The organism is Plesiocystis pacifica SIR-1 (genome assembly GCF_000170895.1).
GTDB lineage: Bacteria > Myxococcota_A > Polyangia > Nannocystales > Nannocystaceae > Plesiocystis > Plesiocystis pacifica.
On record NZ_ABCS01000004.1, the window covers coordinates 51968 to 72930 of the forward strand.

Here is a 20963-nt window from a genome sequence, read left to right on the forward strand (position 1 = left end):
CCTCAGCGCGAGAGTCGGAGCTCGAGCTGGGCGCCGTCGCTGGACTTCGCGGCGCCAGTGGCCTCGACGCCGTAGACCCCGATGGCCTTGGCCAGCGTCTCGGCCCGGCGCTGGCCGAGCTTCTTGGCCTTGCTGCCCTTGGCCTCGCCGTAGGCGGTGAGCTGGATCTTCACGCCGGCGTCGTCGAGCTGGCGGATGAGTCCAGCGAGCACGGCCACGGGGGCGTCGGGGCGCAGGGCCTCGCTCTCGGCCTCGAACCAGGTGCTGGGGGCCGGGGGCAGGCGCATGGTGCCCAGGTCGCCGCTCGGGCGGCGGTCCTCGGGGAGCTCGCGGTCGAGGCAGCGCTGGACGCTCGCGGGTAGGGTCGCGCCGCCGAGCTCCCCGAGCTCGAGGCCGTGGGTGAGGGCGTCGAGGGCCGGGAGGGCGTCGCTTTGTTTGCCGTCGAGGCGCAGGCCGGCCCAGGTCTCGGCGATGGCGCTGGCGAGCACGGTCGAGCCGGCGGCGTCGACGAGGCAGGTGCCGGCGACGAGGGCGGCGAGCTCTTGATCATTTTGGTCGCCGCCGCGCTGCTCGGCGATGGCCTGGCTCAGGGCGGCGTCGTCGGTGAGCGTGGTCGCGACCTCGGCGTAGGCGTCGACGACCTTGGTCACGAGCTCGGGGTCCTCGGCGAGCACGCGCTCGCTGGCGACGAGCACGTCGACGACGGCGCGCGGCAGGTCCCGGCTGGACAGGACCACGCGCATGCCGGCGGCGCGGGCCTTGCTGAGCTCGGGCTCGCTGAGCACGGCCCCGACCACGCCGTTGGCCTTGGCCGAGAGCGCCTCCCAGGCCGCGCCGCTGTCGTCGTAGCTCGCGTCGGGGGTCAACGTCGTGAGGGCGGGGAAGTAGGACCAGGCGGCGTTGCCCAGGCTCGCCGCGGGGCCGGAGCGGGGCATGGCCAGGGTGCTCCCCTCGTCGAGCGAGCGCAGGGCGTCGAGGCTGGTGAGCTTGGCGAACTCCTCGGTGTCGAGGACCAGGCCCTCGGCGCCGGTGGACACCTGGACCAGAGCGACGACCTTGCCCTTGGGCCGCGTCGCCAGGAAGGCGTCGAGGGTGGTCAGCACGAACTCGGCCTGGCCGTTGTCGAGGGCGTCGAGGGGCTGAGCGAGGCCGTGGCTGAGGGAGAAGTCGTAGGCGATGCCGGTCTCTTCGAGGGGGGCGGGGTCGATGCGCCCGAAGCCGACCAGGGCAGGGCGCCCGTCGTGCAGCACCCGGGCCCGGCGGCGCTCCGGCGGCGGCTTGGGGATGAGCTCGAGCTCACCGGCGAGCAGGCCGTCGAGGACGCCGTAGTGATCGGCGGCGAAGTAGCCCCCGACGCCGAGGCCCGCGACCAGCACCAGGCCGAGCAGGCGCTTGGGCCAGCGCCGCGGGGGTCGGGGCACGGGGGCGTGGCTGCCCGTCGAGGGGCGAGAGGCCGGGGGCACGGGCGCGACGGACAGGGCCGGGCCGAGGTCGAACTCGGGGTGCGCGGTCAGGGGCAGGGGGTCGTCGGGGTCGCGGGTCCTGGTCGAGGTCCAGCTCGGGCCCTCGCCGCCGCCGCGAGCGACGGGCTCCGAGGGCGCCCGCCGCTTGACGCGGCCCTTGGGCGGGGCCTCGGGCGGGGGCGCCGGGAAGTCGTCGATCTTCGCCTTGGTCTTGGGCGTGGTGCTCAGCCCCTCGAGCTGGGCCATGAGCTGATCGTCGTCGACGCGGGGCTCGGCGAGGGGGTCGATGGCCGCGAGCGGATCGATGACGGCCAGATCCTCGAAGCTGCCCGAGTGGTAGGGCTTGCCGTCGTCGTCGTGGAGCAGGGTCTCGGCGACGCCGAAGCCCACGCCGGTGTCGCCCACGGGGTCGAGGGTGTCGGTCAGCGGGCGGACCGCGCTCTGCTCGTCGAGGTCGGCGGCGGGCTCGGGCTCCCAGTTGGTCGGCGTCGCCCGGACGCGCTTGACCAGGTCGGTGACCCCGGCCTCGGCGTTGCGGAAGCGGTCCCAGGCGTAGATGAACTCGAGGGCCTCGCGGGCCGAGGCGAAGCGCTTGCTCGGGTTGGTGTGCAGCAGCCGGCGGCGCAGGGTCTCGATGTGGGGCGGGACGTTCGAGGGGTCCGTCAGCTCGGGCACGACCCCGTCCATGACCAGCCCGAGCAAGGTCGCGTCCTCGATGTCCTCGCCCCGGAACACCGCGCCGTCGAGGAGCTCGTGGAGCACGGCCCCGACGGCGAACAGGTCGACGGTGGGGCGCTTGGACTCGCCGCGCAGCTGCTCCGGCGGCATGTAGCGGATCTTGCCCTTGACGTGGGTCCCCGAGGTCTCCTCGCTGGCCAGCCGCGCGACGCCGAAGTCGGCGAGCTTGACCTCACCGGCGAGGGACAGCATCACGTTGTGCGGGGAGACGTCGCGGTGGACGATGCACTGCGGGCGCCCGGACTCGTCGACGAACTCGTGGGCGTAGCACAGCGCGCGCAGGATCTCGGCGATGATGTGGGCGACCAGGCGCGGGTCGAGCTCGGTCTGGTCGAGGGCCCGCAGGCGCTTGAGCACCCGCGACAGATCCTCGCCGTCGACGAACTCCATGGCGATGTAGGCCTCGCCCGCGAGCTCGCCCGCGTCGAACACGTCGATGATGTTCGAGTGGCGCAGCATCATGGCCAGGCGCGCCTCCCCGAGGAGGATCCGCCGGTAGCGCTCCTTGCGGGCCAGCCTCCTCGGCAAGCGCTTGAGCGCGACCGCGCGGCTGACCCCCGAAGCCAGGAACTGGCGGGCCAGCCAGACCTCGCCCATGCCCCCGGCGCCGATTCGTCTGACGAGTTGGTAGGGGCCGAACTGCATGGGGCGCGGGCGCCGTCAAAGGCGCCGGCATTGTACACCGGGCGTCCGCTGGGCCTTCAACTGGCGTAACGGATCGGCAACAGCACCCGGAAAGTCGTCCCCTGCCCCGGGCCGGGGGAGCTGACCTCGACCCGGCCGCCCATGCCCCGGACCATGGCCGAGACTACGAACAGCCCCAACCCCGTGCCGTGGCGGGAGCGGACGGCCTCGGCGGGGGCGCGGTAGAAGCGGTCGAACACGCGGTTGAGATCGGCCTTGTCGATGCCGATGCCGCGGTCGCTGACGGCGATCTCGACCTGCTTGTCGCTGGTGCGTCGGTGGGCCCGCACGCGCACCCACGGCTCGCCCTGGGAGTATTTGATCGCGTTGTCGACGAGGTTGCTGAGCACGGTCCGCAGGGCGTGGGGGTCGACGAAGAGGCTCAGCTCGGGCTCGAGATCCAGCTCGACGCTGCCCGTCGGGATCTTGTGGCGGGTGGTCAGCTCGCGGACGATCTCGGAGCTCAGCTCGTGGAGCGAGACCTCGTCGACCTCGCCAGGCTCGACGTCACCGCCGGCGATGCGGCTGGCGTCGAGGATGCCGTCGACGAGGGCCACGAGGCGCGAGACGTCCTCGAGCATCATCACGCGCAGCTGCTCGCGGCGGTCGGGGGCCAGCTGCGGCCGGGCGAGGGTCTCGGCGGCCAGGCGCAGGGAGGCCAGGGGGGTCTTGAGCTCGTGGGTGACCGAGTCGATGAAGCTGGTCTGGCGCCGGACCTCGCGGATCTCGCGGATCAGGAAGACCGTGAACAGCACGATGACGCTGAGCACCAGGACGTAGGACACGATGCCCCCGACCAGCAGCCACATGTTGCCCGCGAGGTTGGCCTGGACCATCTCCATGTTTTGGACGATCACCCCGATCCAGCCCACGAGCAGGGCGATGGTCAGCATCACCGCGATCGAGGACAGGATGATCGGCAGGCTGATCGAGCGGATCTTGGGGGTGACCATGACGAGGGGGGCGGGGGCTCACATCGAGATGTGGGCGGCGGCCGTGGGGTGGCCTTGGAGGTCCGTGAACACACCGGCGGCAAAGTCCAGGGTGCGCACGGTGTCGTCGAAGTCCAGGCACAGATCGAGGACGTTGTCGTCTTCTGCGCCCGGGCTGGGCAGCTGGGGGGGCACCGCGGCAGCTTCTGCGTCTGTGCTTGCCTCTGCGTCTGTGTTGGCGGCCGCGACCTCGAGGTGGGCCTGGTCGTCGAAGGCCACGGGGTGACGCCGCTCGCCGGAGCCGAGCTCGAGGGTGACCCGGCCGCGGTCGTCGTCGGCCACCCCCGCCAGGCCGTCGCTCCAGTGCACGCGCAGCAGTCGCGTGGCCCCGGGACAGCGGCCCTCGTCGCTACCCAGGCGCTCGACGAGGATGGGGCGGTCGGCCTGCTCGGGCCCGGCGATCTTGGCGTCGAGGCCTCGGAGGGGCACGCCGCTCTCCGCGAACACGGGCCCGAGCACGTGCACGGTCACGGGGGCTCGCTCGGGTCCGCCAAACTCGCCCAGGAGGGTCAGGCTGCGGTTCTCGTCGCCCTCGTCGGCCGGGGCGAGGAAGGCGCGGCGGGGGGACACGCGCACGCCGTCGCTGCGCAGCACGCCGAAGCTCCTGGGGTCGACGCTCAGGGCGTCGAGCTCGACGCTGAACACGAGCACGAGGCGATCGTTGGCCGGCTCCTGTGGCGGCCAGGTCGTGTCCTCGGCGCTCGCGGGGTCGTCCTCGTCGCCGTAGCGGCTGATCTGCGCCGAGAGCAAGGCGGGTCCCGCGGGCGCGGCGTCCTGGGCCTCGGGCTGGGGGTAGCGATCGCGGGTCGCGTAGTTCACGGGCGCGGGGCAGCCGACTGCCAGCAGACCGAGGGCGAGGATCACCACCATCGTGAGCGAGCCCGCGGGGGCACGAGAGTGCGAGCGCTTCGCCACGGGCACGGCTGGAGCATACACTCCGACCGTGCTCCACCTCGCTTCGACCAGCGATCCGGCGTGGGTCGAGGGCGCCCTCGAACACATCGACGAGGTGCTCCTCGACCACGCGCACTGCGAGAAAAAGGCCGCGTCCACGGCCCTGAGCATGATCTTTCGCTACCCCGAGTACCCCCAGCTGGCCGTGCCGATGTCGGAGCTGGCGCGGGAGGAGCTCGAGCACTTCGAGCTGGTCGTGGGTCTGATCCGCGAGCGGGGCGGAGAGTTCGCCAGGCAAGAGCCGAGCACCTACGCGGCGCGCTTGATGACCGCGGTGCGCAAGGAGCCGCACGAGCGCCTGCTCGATCTGCTGCTGTGCTGCTCGCTCATCGAGGCCCGCAGCTGCGAGCGCATGCAGCTCCTCGCCCGGGCCTTCGCCGCGCGCGGGGCCGAGGCGAAGGAGCACCCCGAGCACGCGCTGTTCGAGCTCTACGACGGGCTGCTGGCCAGCGAGGCCCGGCACCACGCGACCTACGTCGACCTGGCCCGGAGCTGCCTCGACATCGACGAGGACAGCCTGCGCGCGCGCCTGGACGAGCTGGCCGCGCACGAGGCCGAGGTCGTGCGGGCCAGCGACGACCCGCCGCGCATGCATAGCTAGTCCGGAGGACTCGGAGGGCGCCTGCCCGACCGCCGGGGGGAGGGGCTGCGAAGCCCCTCCATCAAAGCTAGTTCACCAGCGAAGGTGCGGTGAGCTTCTCGAGCTCGATGCGCACCGTCTCTTCGTTGGCCTCGGCGCGGTGCAGCTCGTGGCTGGCGCGGGTCAGGACCTGCGCGAGGGAGTCGAGGGCGCCCGGGCGCAGGCGCAGGGTCACGGGTCCGACGTCGACGTGCACGATGGAGCACTCGCGGCAGAGCTGGACGAGGTAGCCGCGGTCGGCGGCGAGGAGCTCGAGGGCGTGACGGTGAGACATGAAGCGAACTTATCGAAATTGAAATCTGTTTTCAAAACCATTTTATCGCTCGAGACTTGAAGATGCGCACGTTTCGCATCCGCAAGCGAAAGTCGAATTCGCTTGCTTTCGTCTTCTCCAGGCGTCGCTATGCTCCGCCGCGATGAGCTCGGAGCGACCCTTCTCGATCCTCGGACTGCAACAAGTGGCGATCGGCGGCCAGGACAAGTCCGCCCTGCGCGAGCTGTGGGTGGGCCTGCTCGGTGTCGAGCGCGTCGGCGAGTACCGCAGCGAACAGGAGAACGTCGACGAGGACATCCTGCGCGTGGGCGAGGGGACGGGCGTCGTCGAGATCGACCTGATGCAGCCCCTCGACCCCGAGGCCCGGCCGCGGGTCCACCAGCCGGCCCTCAACCACATCGGGCTGTGGGTCGACGACCTGCCCGCGGCCGTCGAGTGGCTCACGGCTCAGGGCGTGCGCTTCACCCCGGGCGGCATCCGCAAGGGCGCGGCCGGCCACGACGTGTGCTTCATCCACCCCAAGGGCAACGAAGCGCACCCCCAGGGCGGCCAGGGGGTGCTGATCGAGTTGGTGCAGGCGCCGGCGGGGCTATTTAGCTAGCCGCCTAGCCGCAGTCGAGGCTGAGCAGCGCCACGGCGCGCTCGGCCGTCGAGTCGACGTCGCGCAGGTCGGGGGCGGAGTTGCTGGCCAGGGCGCGCAGCGGAGCGTTGCGTCCGGCGAGCCAGGGCATCGCCCAGCTCGGCGAGTTCCAGGGCGGCGCGGGGGCGATCTCGATGCGCTCGAGGGCGAGCTCCTTGATGGTCCGCGCGAGGCGATCGGGGCGGGCCCCGTCGAGCAGCGCGAGCTTGGTCGAGGGCAGCTGGATCACCCGGTGGAACATGGCCCACAGGGCCTCGAAGCGCGGGCGCAGCTCGGTCTGACGCGCGGGCTCGAGGGCCAGGGCGAGCAGGTCGAGGACCTCGGCGTGCTCGAAGGCTCGCGCCACCGGAGGCAGCCACGGGCGCAGCTTGGCGAACAGCGCGTGGTAGAGGAAGGCCGACTCGAGCAGCTCTGGAAGGCGGGGCGAGCCGGGCGAGCCGGGCAGGTCGCTGAGCTCGGCCAGCAGGTGACCGATGGCGGCGCGGGTGCTCGGGCGCAGGGGCTCGCTCTCGCTCAGCGCCGCCAGCCAGCGCAGCTCGGCCGCGTAGCTGCGCAGCACCCGGAGCTGGATCGCCGCGACGCGCTGGGCCTCGAGCGTGGGCGAGCGCAGGTTCTCGTAGGCGAGCAGCTCGACGGCGATGGGGCTGTGCCCCTGGACGCGCCGGATCAGGTCGCGCGTGGTGGCGTCCCAGTCCAGAGTCTCGAGGTATTGAGCGAGCTGTTCGACGATGTCCAAGCGGCGCATTTCCTTGCCTCCCACGTTGACCCTGATCCATCCGTTGGCGGGTCGTGTCACAGATCCACCGTAGGCGGAACGCGAGGCGCGGCAACGAGGGCGCGGCGAATTGAGCCGCGAAACAATCGTGCGCGCGGGCGTCGGGCCGCGATCGCGCGGGGATCGGGGCGGGAGGTGTCAGTGGGGCGAAGTGACCAAAAGACTCGGCCGCGGGATGCTGCGTTCGCGCAGCGTCGATCTGGGCGTGATCGGGGGACCGGGCCGCACACCTTCGTGGTCGGAGCGCAGCTCGGGGCGCGCCGAGTGCCTCGATGAGCCCGCACGCCAAAGCCCACGGGTGCGCAGGGATCGCAGATTGTCCCCTGGGGCGCGCTGCCTCGTGCGGGGGGTCCCACGCCGCCCCCAACCCCACCGCGGCCGTGTCGCCAAAAGCCGTTGAAAACCCCGCTGTGGCTGCTTTTGTGGCCGCATGCGTAGGTCGCGATCCGATGGCACGCACCGCTGGTTGCTCGCCCGACGGGGCGATGACGCGCGCCCCCATCCACCGCGCTGGACGCACGCAGCGGGCTCTGCCAAGCTGGCCCCGTGCCGCAGCTGCGCTCCCTGTACCCCGCGATCACGCCCTACGAGAGTGGCTTTCTGAGAGTCTCGCCGATCCACGAGCTCTATTGGGAGCAGTCCGGCAACCCCCAGGGCAAGCCGGTGGTCTTCCTCCACGGCGGGCCTGGGGGCGGCACCGACCCCAAGCACCGGCGCTTCTTCGACCCCGCCGTCTACCGCATCGTGCTCCTCGATCAGCGCGGCTGCGGGCGCTCGCGGCCCCACGCGAGCCTCGAGGGGAACACCACCTGGGAGCTCGTCGACGACATCGAGAAGCTGCGCGCGCACCTGGGCATCGAGGCCTGGCAGGTGTTCGGCGGCTCGTGGGGCAGCACCTTGGCCCTCGCCTACGCCCAGGCCCACCGCGAGCGGGTCACCGAGCTCGTGCTCCGCGGCATCTTCACCTTCACCAAGCCCGAGATGGACTGGTTCTACGGCGGCGGCACGGCGCGGCTGTTCCCCGACGCGTGGGCGGACTTCCTCGAGCCGATCCCCGAGGCCGAGCGCGGCGATCTGATCGGCGCCTACTACCGGCGCTTGACCGGGGACGACCCCGTCGAGCGCAACCGCTGCGCGACGGCGTGGAGCCTCTACGAGTGCCGCGTCGCGACCTTGCTGCCCGACCCCGACGTCGAGGCGCACTGCGAGGACGCGACCTTCACCCTCCCGTTCGCGCGGATCGAGTGCCACTACTTCGTCAACGCCGGCTTCCTCGAGCGAGACAGCCAGCTGCTCGAGGGCTCGGCCGCGATCGCCGACATCCCCACGACCATCGTCCACGGGCGCTACGACGTCATCTGTGCCATGCGCAACGCCTGGGACCTGCACGAGCGCATGGCTGGCTCGAAGCTGGTGATCGTCCCCGACGCGGGGCACTCGGCCTTCGAGCCCGGCATCATCTCGGCCCTCGTCGAGGCCACGGACGAGTACCGCTAGCCCGATGGCTGAGGACGAGCGGAGCTACGCCGACGACAAGCGGCTGCGCGCGACGATCGTGCTGGCGCTGGCGACGGTCATCGAGGTCGGCTGGTTTCGCCTGCGCGTGCTGCCCGAGTTCGCGGTGATGTTCCGGGAGCTCGGCGGGGAGCTGCCCGCCGCGACGCGCCTGGTGTTCGGCGGCGCGCCCTTCTTCCTCGCCCTGCTGCTCGCGGGCCTGGCCGTGGTCCTCGGCGTCCGCGGGGCCCATCGAGAGGGCGGGCGCGGAACCATCGCCGTGGTCATCGCCGCGGTCACGGCCCTGGGCCTGGGCGTCGGGGTGATCACGGCGCTCTACCTGCCCGTGTTCCAACTCGGCGGCAGCATCACCAACTGAGTCGTGGACGTGGGGCAGGGAGGGCGTGGCGTCGTCCTCGACGGCTAAACCTGAGTCGTGGACGTGGGGCAGGGAGGGCGTGGCGTCGTCCACGACGGCTAAACCTGAGTCGTGGACGTGGGGCAGGGAGGGCGTGGCGTCGTCCACGACGGCTAAACCTGAGTCGTGGACGTGGGGCAGGGAGGGCGTGGCGTCGTCCACGACGGCTAAAATAGACAGAGGGTCGGGCAAACTCGTTTTGGCCGACCCCCTGCGAGCTGACGCTGTTGGTCCTCTCGTTGGGGGGCTTGCAAGTCTCGAGGCCGTCCGCAATACAGGCGCGATGCACCACCTCGTCGCGGACTTGGCCATCGTCTTGGGCGTCGCGGCGGTGGTCAGCCTGGTGTTTCAGCGCCTGGGGCAGTCGAGCGTGCTCGGCTACCTCTTCGCCGGCCTGATCGTCGGCCCCTACATCCCCATCCCGATCTTCGCGGACACGGAGCGGATCGCGGCCCTGTCCGAGTTCGGCGTGGTCCTCGTGATGTTCGCCGTGGGGCTCGAGTTCAGCGTCCGGCGCCTGCTCAAGGTGCTCCCCGTGGCTGGCTTCGCCGGGGGCGCCCAGGTCTGCGCGATGATGGCGCTCGGCTGGGGCCTCGCCCGGGTCCTCGGCTTCGAGCTCATGGACGCGGTGTTCCTCGGGGCCTGCGTGGCCATCTCGAGCACCATGGTCGTGGCCAAGGTGTTCGACGAGCGGGCCCCGGAGCCGCGGGTCCGCGAGCTGGTGTTCGGCGTGCTCGTGGTCCAGGACCTCGCGGCGATCTTGCTCGTCGCCGGGCTCACCACCCTGGCCTCGGGCGCGAGCCTCGACCCCGCGGCGATCGGCGCCGTGCTCGTGAAGCTGGTGGCGCTGCTGCTGGTCCTGACCGTCGCGGGGCTGTTCGTGGTCCCGCGCCTGGTCCGCTGGGTCGTCGACCGGGGCAGCACCGAGGCCCTCGTCGTCCTGTCGACGGCGCTGGCCTTCGGCCTCGCCCACTTCGCCGAGTCGCTCGGCTACTCCGTCGCGCTCGGGGCCTTCCTGGCCGGCACCCTCGTCGCGGAGTCGGGGCGCGGCCACCAGATCGAGGCCCTGGTCCACCCCGTGCGCGATCTGTTCGGCGCGGTGTTCTTCGTCTCGGTCGGGATGACGGTGGACCCGCGGGTCGCCGTCGACTACTTCGGCCTGGCCGTCCTGGTCTCGGCGGTGGTGATCGTCGGTCAGTTCGTGGTGGTCAGCACCGCCGGCATCCTCAGCGGCAACGGCGTGCGGCGCTCGGTCACGGCCGGGCTGTCCCTGGGGCAGATCGGCGAGTTCGCGTTCATCATCGCGGCGATCGGGGCCTCCGCCGGCCTCGTCGGGCCCTTCCTCCAGCCGGTGGTGGTCACCGTCGCGGTGATCACCGCGTTCACGACCCCGCTGCTCGCGCGGGTGTCGGATCGAGTCGCTACCGTGGTCGACGGGGCGCTGCCCCGGCCGCTGCAGACCTTCGCCTGCCTGTGCGAGTCGTGGTTCGAGACCGCGCGGGCCAAGGGGGGCGAGCCCCGCCGGCGCTCGCACCTGCGCAGCGCCGCCGCGGTCTTGGTGATCGACGGGGTCGTCGTGCTCTCGCTGTGGCTGCTGGTCGCGTACTTTCGCGGCGTGCTCAGCGGTCAGGTCGAGGCGTGGACGGGGGCGGGGGAGCCGTGGGCCGGGCTGCTCGTCGCGGCGGCCGGCTTGGTCGTGAGCCTGCCCCTGGTGATCACGATGCTGAGGACCGCCCGGCGCGTCGGCCAGCTGCTGGCCGACCGGGTCCTGCCCGTCCGCCTCGACGGCGAGCTCGACCTCGCCGCGGCGCCCCGGCGGGCCTTCGTGGTCGCGCTCCAGTCGATGGTCGTGCTCGCCGTCAGCACCCCGGTGGTGCTGTTCGTGACGCCCTTCGTCGGCTCTTCCGTCGGTCTGCTCGTCCTCGGGGTCCTCGGGCTCGGCCTGGGGGTGGTGTTCTGGCGCTCGGCGACGAACCTGCAGGGGCACGTCCGCGCGGGCACGGCCGCGCTCGTCGCCCTGGTCGAGCGGCAGATGACTGACGAGCACGACGCCGCCCCCATCGCTGGCGCGGACGCCCTGCTGCCGGGCCTGGGCGCGACCGAGGCGGTGCTCATCTCGGCGCACGCGTGGGCCTGCGGCCGGACCCTGGCCGAGCTCAACCTCCGGGCCCTGACGGGGGCGACGGTCCTGGCGATCTCCCACGAGGGCGAGACCCGGGCCATGCCCTCGGGCCAAGACCGCGTCGACGCGGGCGTGACGATGATCCTCGCGGGGGCGACCCACGCCGTGGCGGCGGCCCGCGAGCTGCTCGAGCGAGGGCCCGAGGGGCCGCCCGCCGCGACCTGAGGAGGGGGTGGGCTTCGTGGGGCCTAGAAGATCTTGCGGGTGTTCTCGACGCGCTCGAGCAGCTTGGTCGCCAGGGCGCGCTGCTCCTCCTCGTCGCCGTACTCGAGCAGCTCGACGGTGTAGGCCAGGCGGTCCTCCGCCGCCTCGGGCAGCAGCTCCCAGACCTTGTAGATCAGGCTCTGGTCCAGGCGCACGGCCAGGGCGCTGACCGAGCGGAACTCGGTCTTGAGCTGCAGGCGGCGCTGGAGGTGGTGCAGGCCGCGGTCGTCGGGGTGGATGTCGAACACGAAGGACTGGTAGAGCGCCCACAGGTAGCGGCGCAGGGACTCGTGGGCGAGCTCCCGGCCGTTGGCGGTGCGCCGGCCCTCGAGGTTCTCGACGATCTCGGCCTGGGACATGAACTCGTCCTTTTGCGGCAAGGCGGCGAAGATGCTCTCGAGCGCGTCGAGGCGATCGCGGCGCTCGAGGTGCAAGCCGGTGCGGTCGAGCTTGCCCCGCGAGCGGCTCAGGAAGGCGTCGAGGGGCATGGTGCGCGGGACCGGGCGGGAGCGCAGGCTGGCCGAGGGGGTCTCCGTGCGGCTGGCGTTGGCGTCGGTGGTCGGGCTGTGGGTGGCCGCGGGCAGCGGCGCGGGGGCGGCCGTGGTCGGCGGCTGGGTGTCGGTGCGCTCGATGGGGTAGACGCGGATGTCTCCGCCGTGGGCGTCGCTGGTGTACTCCCAGCGCAGCATCTCCGGCATGGCCTCGAGCAGCTTGGAGAACTTGAGGTAGCCAAAGCGGGTCTCGTCGAAGCCCGGGTCGATGCGGTTGCGGATCATCGGCTTGAGCGTGGCCCCGAGCACGCCGCCGGCCCCGACCTCCTCGACGAGGAGCTGGTGGATGCGCTCCTTGAGCACGGCGAAGTCGCGGATCTGGACCTCGCTGACGGCCCCCTCGGTCCGCTCCTCGACGCCGTAGGCCGCCCACAGATCGCGGTAGAACACGAAGCGGTCGCACAGGTTGGGCAGGTCCCGAGACGCCGACTCGCGCACGGACACGCCCACGACCCGCTTGCCGTGGCTGCGGATGCAGCGGAGCAGGGGCAGGAAGTCGCGGTCGCCGGAGATCAGCACGAAGGTGTCGTAGTCGCGCTCGAACAGGGACTCGACGGCGTCCACGGCCAGGGCCACGTCGACGGAGTTCTTGACCTCGCTGCCGTGGCGCCGGCCGAGCACGTTGATGGGCTCGATGCCCTGGACGTAGAGGTCGCGCTGGTGCTGGCGGACGCTCGCGCTGCGCCAGTCGGCGTAGGCCCGGGCGACGATCAGCCGGCCCTCGTCGCGGGCGAAGCGGACCAGGCGCTCGACGTCGAGGGCGATGTCGGCCCGGCCTTCGTGTTGCTCGGTGTTCTCGAGCCCATAGACGAGGTTTTCAAAGTCGATGAACATCGCGATGCGGTCATTGGCAGCCATCGGTGCTCTCCATTCGGTCGGTGCGGCAAAATCAAAAAGGTGGAAACAGGGGGCACAAAACGCGCGACGAGGACCCGGCAGATAGCGCGCGGGTCCTCGTCGGGGGCGGGCGATCAGGCGTAGAAGGCCTCGATCTGGGCCTCGTACTTGTCGCGGATGATCCGGCGCTTGATCTTCATGGTCGGGGTCAGCTCGCCGCCCTCGATGCTCAGGTCCTTGGGCAAGATCGTGATCTTCTTGATCTGCTGGACGCGGGCGAGGCCGCCGTTGACCTCCTGGACCGAGCTGAACAGCCACTGGCGGACCTTGTCGTCCTCGGCGGCCTCGGACAGGGTCTCGGCGGTGCTGCCGGACTGCTTGAGGATCTCGTCGAACTTGTCCTCGTCGAGGGTCAGCAGCGCCGACAGGTGCTTGCGCCGGTCACCCACGACCACGGCCTGGCTGACCCACACGATGTTCTTGAGCTTGCCCTCGATGACCTGCGGGGCGATGTTCTCGCCGCCGGCGGTGATGATCAGGTCCTTTTTGCGGTCGGTGATCTTGAACAGGTCGCCGTCTTGGGTGCCGATGTCGCCGGAGTGCAGCCAGCCCTCGGCGTCGATGGCCTCGGCCGTGGCCTCGGGGTTCTTGTAGTAGCCCTTGAACACGTTGCGGCCGCGCATGCAGACCTCGCCGTCGTGGTCGATCTTGACCTCGGCGCCGGGCAGGGCCCAGCCGACCCAGCCGACCCGGAACTTGTCGGGGGTCGAGATGGTGGCCGGGCCGGTGCACTCGCTCATGCCGTAGACCTCGTTGATGAGCACGCCGAGGCTGGCGAAGAAGTCGAGGGTCTCCTTGGCGATGGGCGCCGCGGAGGTCACGTTGAGCCGGCTGTTGTCGAGGCCGAGGCGCTCGCGGACCTTGGAGAACACCAGCTTGTCGGCGAGGCCGTAGGCCAGCGGCGGGGCCTCGCCGCGCTCCTTGGCGGCCGCGGCCTTGAGCCCGACCCCGCGGGCCCACGCGGCGATCTTCTTCTTGAGCCCGGAGTTTTTCGCCCCGGCCTCCATCATCTTGGCCTGGATCTTCTCCCACACCCGCGGCACGCCCAGGAACACGTTGGGCCGAATTTCGCGCAGGTTGTCGCCGAGCTTCTCCATGCTCTCGGCGAAGTTGCTGCACCCGCCGATCTGCATGGGCACGTACATCGACACGACCTGCTCGGCGATGTGCGAGAGCGGCAGGTAGCTGAGGAACTGGGCGCCCTCCTCGATCTCCATGGTCGAGGCGGCGGAGGCCGAGGTCCAGCTCAGGTTGTCGTGGCTGAGCATCACGCCCTTGGGGTTGCCGGTGGTCCCCGAGGTGTAGATGAGCGTGCAGATGTCCTCGGGCTTTTGCGCGCTCATGCGCTCGTCGAGGGCCGACTGCTCGAGGCTGTCGCCCTTCTCGAGCAGGGCCGACCACGAGTGCACGTCGGCGTCGTCGTGCTCGCCGTTCATCATCACGATGGCCTTCAGATCCGGGAGCCGCTCGCGGATCTCGAGGAACTTGGCCAGCTGCTCGGCGTTCTCGACGATCGCGATGTTGGAGTCGGAGTGGCTGGCGATGTAGTGGCACTGCTCCGCGGAGCTGGTGGTGTAGATGCCGACCGGCACGCCGCCCGCGTGGATCGAGGCGATGTTGCCGATCATCCACTGGCGGCAGTTGAAGCCGATCAGCGACACGCCCTTTGCGGGCTCGAGGCCCAGGGCGATGAGCCCCTTCGCGGCGCGGTGGATCTCGGCGCGGTAGTCCTTCCAGCTGGTCTCGGCCCAGCGCCCCGAGCTCGTCTTCCAACGCAGGGCGGGCTGGCTGGCGTAGGTCTGGGCCGCCGCGTCCAGGGTCTGCATCACGGTCTTGGGGGGCAAATCTCGCATCGCCGCGTCACTCATCGAACGACCCCTACCACGAAGGGGGGTCGCTCGGGTAGCGCGACGAGTCTTCAGAGATCCCCCGCTCAGGGCCCGTTTGGGCCCCGTTTGGGCGTGGTGAACGGCGCTCAGAGGGGCGCCGGGTCTACTCGGCGAGCCAGGCCGAGGCCTCGGGCGCGAAGTAGCTGAGGATCAAGTCGGCGCCCGCCCGGCGGATGGCCATCAAGCTCTCGAGCACGACCTTGCGCTCGTCGAGCCAGCCCCGCTCGGAAGCGGCCTTGAGCATGGCGTACTCACCGCTGACCTGGTAGGCGGCGATGGGCAGCGGGGTGACCTCGCGGACCGCCCGGATGACGTCGAGGTAGGCCCCGGCCGGCTTGACCATGATCATGTCCGCGCCCTCCTCCTCGTCGAGCTCGACCTCGCGCAGGGCCTCGCGGACGTTGGCGGGGTCCATCTGGTAGGTCTTCTTGTCGCCGTGCTTGGGCGCGGAGTCGAGGGCGTCGCGGAACGGCCCGTAGAAGGCCGAGGCGTACTTGGCCGTGTACGCGAGGATCGAGACCTCGGTGAAGCCGTTGTCGTCGAGGGCGTCGCGGATGGCCCCCACGCGGCCGTCCATCATGTCCGAGGGCGAGATGATGTCGGCGCCGGCGCGGGCGTGGCACAGCGCCTGCTCGACCAGCACCTCGACGGTCTCGTCGTTGAGGATGCGCCCGTCCGGGGCGACCAGGCCGTCGTGGCCGGCGCTCGAGTAGGGGTCGAGGGCGACGTCGGTGACGACCATGAGCTCGGGCCAGCGCGCCTTGAGGGCGGCGATGGTCTTGGGGATCAGGCCCTCGGGGTTGTGGGCCTCGCGGCCGTCGTCGGTCTTGAGCGACTCGTCGATGGCCGGGAAGAGCACGACCGAGCGGATGCCGAGCTGCACGGCGCGGTCGACCTCGGCGAGCAGGCCCGCGGGGCTGAGCCGGGACTTGCCCGGCATCGAGGTGATCGCAATGTCCTCGCCGCCCTCGTGGATGAACAGGGGGTAGATGAAGTGCTCGGGGCCGAGCCAGGTCTCGCGAATCGCGTCGCGGATGGCCGCGCTCTTGCGGTTGCGGCGGGGGCGGGAGGGAAGATCGAGGCGCGGCATGGGCCGACGACTGTGGGATGGTTTTCGCGCGGCGTCCATGCCTGGCCCGGCTTTGTGGCGCGTTTGTAGCGGCGCCCTCGCGGGCGAGAACGGGCGTTCTTCGGGGCCGACGACGTTCGCGCTGGTTGCCGCCCAAGCGCGGGCGGACTTGGCCTATGATGGTCCCGTCGTGGAGCGCGTGGTCGACTTCGCCAGTGCACGAGTCGCGGGGGTCCTCTCCGGCCTGTGCCTGTGCCTCGGGCTGTCGCTCCCCGCCCAGGCCGCCTCGCCCTTGCAGCTCGACACCCCGGCCCTCGAAGTCCGCGGCGCCCGGCCAAACCTGCACCTGCAGCCCGAGAGCGCCCGGCTCGTGCTCGCGCTGCCCACCGAGCTGATGCCGCCGCCGGACCTGGGCCTGCTCGGCTCGCTGACCGGGGAGCCGATGGACCCGAACAAGCACTGGGAGTTCCGGACCGGCGCGGGCCTGGGTCGGGCGAGCCTCGGCGCTGGTTTGCGCCTGAGCCTCGACGATCGGGGGGGTGCCTTCGGCTTCGATCTCGCCCTGTTGCCGCGGGCGGCTGTGGCGGAGTTGCGCTTCGATCCGGTGCTGTGGTTCGGAGCGAACGCGCGTTCGCAGTTCTGAGTCGTGGACGTGGGGCAGGGAGGGCGTGGCGTCGTCCACGACGGCTAAAATAGCCAGGGGCTGTGGATTTATCCACAGACCCTGAGTCGTGGACGTGGGGCAGGGAGGGCGTGGCGTCGTCCACGACGGCTAAAGTAGACAGAGGGTTGGCCAAACTCGTTTTGGCCGACCCTCTGAGGACAGGGAGAACGCGTTCGCGATGATTGCGAACGTGATGATGGCAATGCTGTCGGTCGCCGCTGCGAGGGCGCAGAGGGCCGCTGCTGGGGCCTTCGAGCCTTGGCACGCGTGTTGAACTGTAGCTGGGCATGCTGTTCGCGCTGTGGATGTTCCTGGCCTCGCTCTTGCCCACGCCCGCGCTCTTGGCCGAGCGCGTCGAGGGGGTCGGGACCGATCTGGGCCTCGAGATCGCCGCGCTGGTCGAGCGCAGCCGCGAGGCCGCCGAGCCCCCCGAACGCCCTGACCTCCTAGGGCGATCGACGCAGCTGTGGCTACAGGTCGACGTGGTCCCCGATCCAGGCAGCGCCGAGCGCCTCGCGGATCGGGTCGGCGAGACCCTCGGCGCGCCCGCGCCGAGCTTCGTGCTCGTCGAGACCCTGCCCGGCGAGGACGGCCTCCCGCCCGTGCACCGCGTGCTCGCGGGGCCCTTCGACGACTACGAGGCCGCCGAGGTCGCCCGGACGCGCCTCGAGGACGGGGGCCTGCAGGCCTTCGTGTCGCCGGAAGACCTGGATCGATTGGTGGGCTGCTGAGGGCGCACCGCCGAGGCGGGTGGCCCGCTGGGCGGGGATGCTACCCTCACTCTCGTGCCGAAGCGTCACGGCTTGCTCATCCTCGCGCTCTTCTCTTTCGCTTGCACCACCTCGGTGCAGTCGAGCTCTTCGCCGACCTCGGACGGCAAGGCCGACGACGACGCCGACTCGGCGGACTCGGGCGGGAGCTTCGTCGTCGAGCAAGACGACGGCGACGCCGGTGCCGAGGGCGACGGCGGCGACTCGTCCGGCGCCACCAGCCAGGGGCCGGACTTGCCCAAGGGCGCGTCCTGTTCGACCCACGCCGACTGCGGCGAGGGGGGGATCTGCGAGGGGGTCGGCTGCGGCGAGGGTGAGGGCCGCTGCGTCGAAGACCCGGCGGGCCGGATGTGCACCCGCGACCTGGTCGCCTACTGCGGCTGCGACGGCAAGGAATTCAAGACCTCGGGCAGCTGCCCGGGCGATCGCTTCGAGTACCGCGGACCCTGCGAGCCCAAGCTCGCCGACGGGGAGCCGTGCCAGGACAGCCGCCAGTGCGCCTCGGGGCAGTGCCTCGGCGAGGGCCTCGAGGGCTGCGCGCCCATGAGCCAGGGGACCTGCGGGACGGCCGACTGCACCGCCGACTTGGCCCCCTACTGCAGCTGCAACGGCAACGACTTCCAGAGCTCGGGCTCGTGCCCCGGGCGTCAGTACGCCTACCGGGGTCCCTGCGAGGCGGCTGAGTAGTCGTGAGCGAGGGCGCCGAGCAGCCGGTCGACGCGGATCGGCGCGGGCGAGCTTCGCCCGACGCCTCGGTCCCGACCGAGCCCGCGCAGCGCCTGCGACAGGCGGGCCACGGAGAGCTCGTCGAGGCCCTGCGCCTCGGGGGCTCGGTGCGCCTGGCGAGCGGAGGCCGGAGCGGGGCGACGCTGTGCCGCACGCGCACCGGCCTGTTCTTGATCTTGACCGACGCGCCGCCCGGATCGCCAGAGGCCGAGCCCGTCGACCTGCTGGCCGCGGGTCGCTCGCTGCGTTACCTCGGCCGAACCCTCGGCGATCGCCTGGAGGCCGAGCCGTGGCGCTTCGCCGTGCCCTGGGGGCGGGGCGAGCAGGCGCAGCGGATGATCGCCAAGGTCCGCGTGGGCCGGGCCTTCGGCGAGCGCCCAGCGCCCAGCGCCGACGCCCAACGCAGCTGGGCCCAAGAACGCGGCGAGCTCGATCACCCCGACGGCCCGTGGAGCTGGGACGGCCCCTTCGTCGACACCATCGAGGCTCGGGAGCGGGCGTGGCTGCTGCGCTGGCTCGACGCCGACGAGCGCCTGCTCGCGTGGTTGCGCACCGACGAGCTCGAGCGCTTCGCCGACTCGCCCGTGCGCCCGGGCTCGGCGAGCGCCCGGGTCCTGGTCATCACCGAGCGCCGCCAGGCCCTCGCCGCGGTCTCGCCCGTCGGTGACCTGTGGTCGCAGAGCATCGACGACGCGCCGCTGTCGTGGACGCCGGGGCGCATCGGCGGCGGCGTCCTGGGGGTGCTCAGCGAGGGCGCGCCCCTCGACAACCGCGTCCCCTTGACCGCCGAGGCCAGCGTCTCCGCGCTCACCGAGCTGACGGCGAGCCACGGCGACGCGCGCCTGCGCGAGCTGGCGCGGGCGCTGTGGCTCGTGGGCCAGTTCCGGCCGAGCTCCGTCGCTGGCCAGCGAGCGGCGGCGGTCTTGAGCCAGCTCGCCGACCGCGACGCCTACGCGGCCCTGACCCTCGCCCTGCTCGTCGAGCCCGTGGGCGAGTTGTCCGTCGACCGCTCGGTGATCGAGTCCGAGGTCGGCGAGCACCTGAGCCTCGAAGAGCGTCGGGCGCGGCTGCGCAGGCGCCACGGCCCGGCGCTGGTCGACGCCCTCGAGGCCCTGAGCCGCGGCGGCAGCGAGCCGCCCGCGCGCGAGGCCTTGCTGCAGTGGTGGCGCGCCTGGTCCGTCGGGCCCGTGCGCGGCGAGCTCGTCGTCGAGCTGCTGTGCGAGCTGGGGGCGAGCGCGAGCGCCCTGGCCCTGCCCCTGCACGAGACCATCCGGCCGCTGATGCAAGCGCGCCTCGACGAGCACGACCTGGTCGGCGCTGCGGTCCTCGACTTCGTCCTCGTCGAGCACCTGCTGGCCCTGGGCGAGGCCCAGCGCGCCCTCGACGTGCTCGAGCAGCGCCGCGACGCCCTGCCCAGCGAGGCGCTCCAGGACCTCTTGCCCGTGTCGGCGGAGCGCGGCGGGCAGACCATCCGGGTCGAGCTCCACGAGCTCGCCGCCGCGGCGCACCGCGAGCTGGGCGACGGCCACGTCCCCGCCCTCGCCGAGCTCGCGCAGCTCCAGCCCCTGGTCTCGACGCGCATCGAGACCCTGCTCGCGGCCATCGACGGTGACGCCGGCGCGGACGAGCAGTTCGGCGAGCTGAGGCTGCGCGAGCGGGCCGAGTTCGTGCGCGCGATGCTCGACGAGGACGGCTTCGCCGACGAGCAGATGCCCTTCATCGGGAGCTCGGGCTTGCCCGCGCCGGAGCTCAGCGAGCGCCCCGGCGCGGACGAAGCGGCGAGCGAACGCAAGCTCCGCGCTCGACCCCTCGCCGCCGACGAGCTCGAGCTCCTGCGCCACCCCGCCGCGCGCGAGGACGGCGTGCTCGGCCGCCTCCAGGGCATGCTCGCCAAGGTCACCGTGCCCGACTGCTCCCAGCTCAAGAGCTACTGCGAGCGCGCCAACCTGGCCAAGGCCACGGCGCTGTCCCGGGCCCTCGCCGACGCCTCGGTGCTGCTCGGCCTCGGCGGCGTCGAGCCCTTCGTATCCCGGGGCGACAAGTCCGTGGGTCTGCGCGCCTACGAGGGCAGCACCGCCTTCATGCTCCTCGGCGGCGACCACCTCGACCCCGACAACCACGCCCACCTCGACGAGGCCGCGCTGCGCTTCGCGGTGACCTGCGAGCTCGCCCACCTGCGCTTTGGCCACAGCCGCGTCACGAGCACCGAGGTGTGGTCCGGGACCCTCGACCTGGGGCTCTCGGGGCTCGGCATGGTGATCGCCGCCGCGCCCATCCTCAAGGGCCTCAAGGCGCCGGCCAAGCACCTGCTCGACAAGGTCGGCGCGCCGGCCATCAACCGCTGGCGCAAGAAGCTGGCGGCCCGGGACAGCCACAGCCTGGCCAGCGACAACAGCCAGCTCGTGGCCGCGCACCGGGTCATGCAGCTGACCGCCGATCGGGCAGGGCTGGTCGCGTGCGGCGATCCGCGGGCGGCGATCCGCGGCATGTTCGCGGTCCACCCCGCGCACCTGAGCCAGTGGCCCCTGGTCGTCAGCCACGGCCTGCGCGCGTGCCTGACCCGGCAGACCCGCCCCGACGACGAGCGCGAGCGGGCGCGCCTCGACGATCTGGCCGTGCGCGTCGCGGCGCTGCTGAGCTTCTACCTGTCCGAGGACTACGTCCGCCTGCGCCGGGCGAGCTTCGGCTGAGTTCTGCTCTGCCCCCACAGGCATCTGAGGACCGGGGGCGCTTCGTCGCTATCCGCTCCTCCGCTTTGGCTTGGTGGGCAATGGGGTTCGTGCCTTCGAGAAGGCTGGTGGTCGCCCCCGCGAGCGGGGGCGTGGATTCCTTGACAATCTCTGAGTCGTGGACGTGGGGCAGGGAGGGCGTGGCGTCGTCCACGACGGCTAAAATAGACAGGGACTGTGATTTACTCACAGTCCCTGAGTTCTACTTTG

17 protein-coding genes are annotated in these 20963 nt (G+C 71.6%); 9 read left to right on the forward strand and 8 right to left on the reverse strand.

Annotated features, from left to right (window positions below; genetic code table 11):
• Positions 1-2: 2 nt before the first annotated feature.
• From PPSIR1_RS41700 to PPSIR1_RS03185, 3 genes are read right to left on the reverse strand one after another with little or no spacing between them, the layout of a single operon-like run.
• Positions 3-2846, reverse strand: coding sequence for a serine/threonine-protein kinase (locus PPSIR1_RS41700; protein ID WP_086000969.1), 2844 nt, complete (start codon positions 2844-2846; stop codon positions 3-5).
• Between the two features lie 56 nt (positions 2847-2902).
• Positions 2903-3838: a sensor histidine kinase gene (locus PPSIR1_RS03180; RefSeq protein ID WP_006969537.1), complete on the reverse strand. Its 936-nt coding sequence runs from the start codon at positions 3836-3838 to the stop codon at positions 2903-2905.
• Between the two features lie 18 nt (positions 3839-3856).
• The gene (locus tag PPSIR1_RS03185) at positions 3857-4798 is read right to left on the reverse strand and encodes a hypothetical protein (protein ID WP_157595156.1); all 942 of its coding nucleotides are present in this window, start codon (positions 4796-4798) and stop codon (positions 3857-3859) included.
• Positions 4799-4820: 22 nt separating this feature from the next.
• Between PPSIR1_RS03185 and PPSIR1_RS03190 the strand changes: the two genes are divergently transcribed.
• Positions 4821-5432, forward strand: a complete 612-nt coding sequence (locus PPSIR1_RS03190; protein WP_006969539.1) for a tRNA-(ms[2]io[6]A)-hydroxylase — start codon at positions 4821-4823, stop codon at positions 5430-5432.
• A 67-nt stretch (positions 5433-5499) separates the two neighbouring features.
• On the opposite strand, the gene PPSIR1_RS03195 is transcribed toward PPSIR1_RS03190, so the two are convergent.
• Positions 5500-5745: a hypothetical protein gene (locus tag PPSIR1_RS03195; RefSeq protein WP_006969540.1), complete on the reverse strand. Its 246-nt coding sequence runs from the start codon at positions 5743-5745 to the stop codon at positions 5500-5502.
• A gap of 142 nt (positions 5746-5887) precedes the next feature.
• Between PPSIR1_RS03195 and PPSIR1_RS03200 the strand changes: the two genes are divergently transcribed.
• Positions 5888-6346, forward strand: a complete 459-nt coding sequence (locus PPSIR1_RS03200) for a VOC family protein (protein ID WP_006969541.1) — start codon at positions 5888-5890, stop codon at positions 6344-6346.
• A gap of 4 nt (positions 6347-6350) precedes the next feature.
• Here the strand turns inward: PPSIR1_RS03200 and PPSIR1_RS03205 are convergent, their stop codons facing one another.
• Positions 6351-7130, reverse strand: coding sequence for a hypothetical protein (locus PPSIR1_RS03205; RefSeq protein WP_006969542.1), 780 nt, complete (start codon positions 7128-7130; stop codon positions 6351-6353).
• A 576-nt stretch (positions 7131-7706) separates the two neighbouring features.
• On the opposite strand from PPSIR1_RS03205, the gene pip reads away from it, so the two are divergent.
• The 3 genes from pip to PPSIR1_RS03220 all read left to right on the forward strand — a co-directional run bounded on the left by pip (position 7707) and on the right by PPSIR1_RS03220 (position 11419).
• Positions 7707-8657 (forward strand): prolyl aminopeptidase, encoded by a 951-nt coding sequence (gene pip / locus PPSIR1_RS03210; RefSeq protein WP_006969543.1) that lies wholly within the window; start codon positions 7707-7709, stop codon positions 8655-8657.
• A 4-nt stretch (positions 8658-8661) separates the two neighbouring features.
• Complete coding sequence (locus PPSIR1_RS03215; protein ID WP_006969544.1) at positions 8662-9033, forward strand: hypothetical protein; 372 nt, start codon at positions 8662-8664, stop codon at positions 9031-9033.
• 322 nt (positions 9034-9355) lie between these two features.
• On the forward strand, positions 9356-11419 hold the full coding sequence (locus PPSIR1_RS03220; protein ID WP_006969545.1) for a cation:proton antiporter domain-containing protein: 2064 nt from the start codon (positions 9356-9358) through the stop codon (positions 11417-11419).
• A gap of 23 nt (positions 11420-11442) precedes the next feature.
• Here PPSIR1_RS03220 and PPSIR1_RS03225 read toward each other — a convergent pair whose 3' ends face one another.
• The 3 genes from PPSIR1_RS03225 to hemB all read right to left on the reverse strand — a co-directional run bounded on the left by PPSIR1_RS03225 (position 11443) and on the right by hemB (position 15885).
• The gene (locus PPSIR1_RS03225; RefSeq protein WP_006969546.1) at positions 11443-12867 is read right to left on the reverse strand and encodes an NYN domain-containing protein; all 1425 of its coding nucleotides are present in this window, start codon (positions 12865-12867) and stop codon (positions 11443-11445) included.
• A gap of 113 nt (positions 12868-12980) precedes the next feature.
• Positions 12981-14774, reverse strand: coding sequence for an AMP-dependent synthetase/ligase (locus tag PPSIR1_RS03230; RefSeq protein WP_053335306.1), 1794 nt, complete (start codon positions 14772-14774; stop codon positions 12981-12983).
• Positions 14775-14898: 124 nt separating this feature from the next.
• Positions 14899-15885: a porphobilinogen synthase gene (gene hemB / locus PPSIR1_RS03235; protein ID WP_006969548.1), complete on the reverse strand. Its 987-nt coding sequence runs from the start codon at positions 15883-15885 to the stop codon at positions 14899-14901.
• 169 nt (positions 15886-16054) lie between these two features.
• Between hemB and PPSIR1_RS03240 the strand changes: the two genes are divergently transcribed.
• The 4 genes from PPSIR1_RS03240 (at position 16055) to PPSIR1_RS03255 (ending at position 20714) form a co-directional block, all read left to right on the forward strand.
• On the forward strand, positions 16055-16507 hold the full coding sequence (locus PPSIR1_RS03240; protein ID WP_045115291.1) for a hypothetical protein: 453 nt from the start codon (positions 16055-16057) through the stop codon (positions 16505-16507).
• Positions 16508-16815: 308 nt separating this feature from the next.
• Positions 16816-17259 (forward strand): SPOR domain-containing protein, encoded by a 444-nt coding sequence (locus PPSIR1_RS03245; RefSeq protein ID WP_006969550.1) that lies wholly within the window; start codon positions 16816-16818, stop codon positions 17257-17259.
• A 54-nt stretch (positions 17260-17313) separates the two neighbouring features.
• Positions 17314-17985, forward strand: coding sequence for a hypothetical protein (locus PPSIR1_RS03250; protein ID WP_157595157.1), 672 nt, complete (start codon positions 17314-17316; stop codon positions 17983-17985).
• A 2-nt stretch (positions 17986-17987) separates the two neighbouring features.
• Entirely contained in the window at positions 17988-20714 is a 2727-nt protein-coding gene (locus PPSIR1_RS03255) for a M48 family metalloprotease (RefSeq protein ID WP_006969552.1), read from the forward strand.
• Positions 20715-20963: the final 249 nt, after the last annotated feature.

What these genes read in the sequence shown, in the direction of transcription:
- PPSIR1_RS03195 (WP_006969540.1), bottom strand. Translation starts at nt 5,745, where the DNA reads ATGTCTCACCGTCACGCCCTCGAGCTCCTCGCCGCCGACCGCGGCTAC.
- PPSIR1_RS03225 (WP_006969546.1), bottom strand. Translation starts at nt 12,867, where the DNA reads ATGGCTGCCAATGACCGCATCGCGATGTTCATCGACTTTGAAAACCTC.
- PPSIR1_RS03180 (WP_006969537.1), bottom strand. Translation starts at nt 3,838, where the DNA reads ATGGTCACCCCCAAGATCCGCTCGATCAGCCTGCCGATCATCCTGTCC.
- PPSIR1_RS03245 (WP_006969550.1), top strand. Translation starts at nt 16,816, where the DNA reads ATGCTGTTCGCGCTGTGGATGTTCCTGGCCTCGCTCTTGCCCACGCCC.
- PPSIR1_RS03230 (WP_053335306.1), bottom strand. Translation starts at nt 14,774, where the DNA reads ATGAGTGACGCGGCGATGCGAGATTTGCCCCCCAAGACCGTGATGCAG.
- PPSIR1_RS03200 (WP_006969541.1), top strand. Translation starts at nt 5,888, where the DNA reads ATGAGCTCGGAGCGACCCTTCTCGATCCTCGGACTGCAACAAGTGGCG.
- PPSIR1_RS03205 (WP_006969542.1), bottom strand. Translation starts at nt 7,130, where the DNA reads ATGCGCCGCTTGGACATCGTCGAACAGCTCGCTCAATACCTCGAGACT.
- hemB (WP_006969548.1), bottom strand. Translation starts at nt 15,885, where the DNA reads ATGCCGCGCCTCGATCTTCCCTCCCGCCCCCGCCGCAACCGCAAGAGC.
- PPSIR1_RS03220 (WP_006969545.1), top strand. Translation starts at nt 9,356, where the DNA reads ATGCACCACCTCGTCGCGGACTTGGCCATCGTCTTGGGCGTCGCGGCG.
- PPSIR1_RS41700 (WP_086000969.1), bottom strand. Translation starts at nt 2,846, where the DNA reads ATGCAGTTCGGCCCCTACCAACTCGTCAGACGAATCGGCGCCGGGGGC.
- PPSIR1_RS03215 (WP_006969544.1), top strand. Translation starts at nt 8,662, where the DNA reads ATGGCTGAGGACGAGCGGAGCTACGCCGACGACAAGCGGCTGCGCGCG.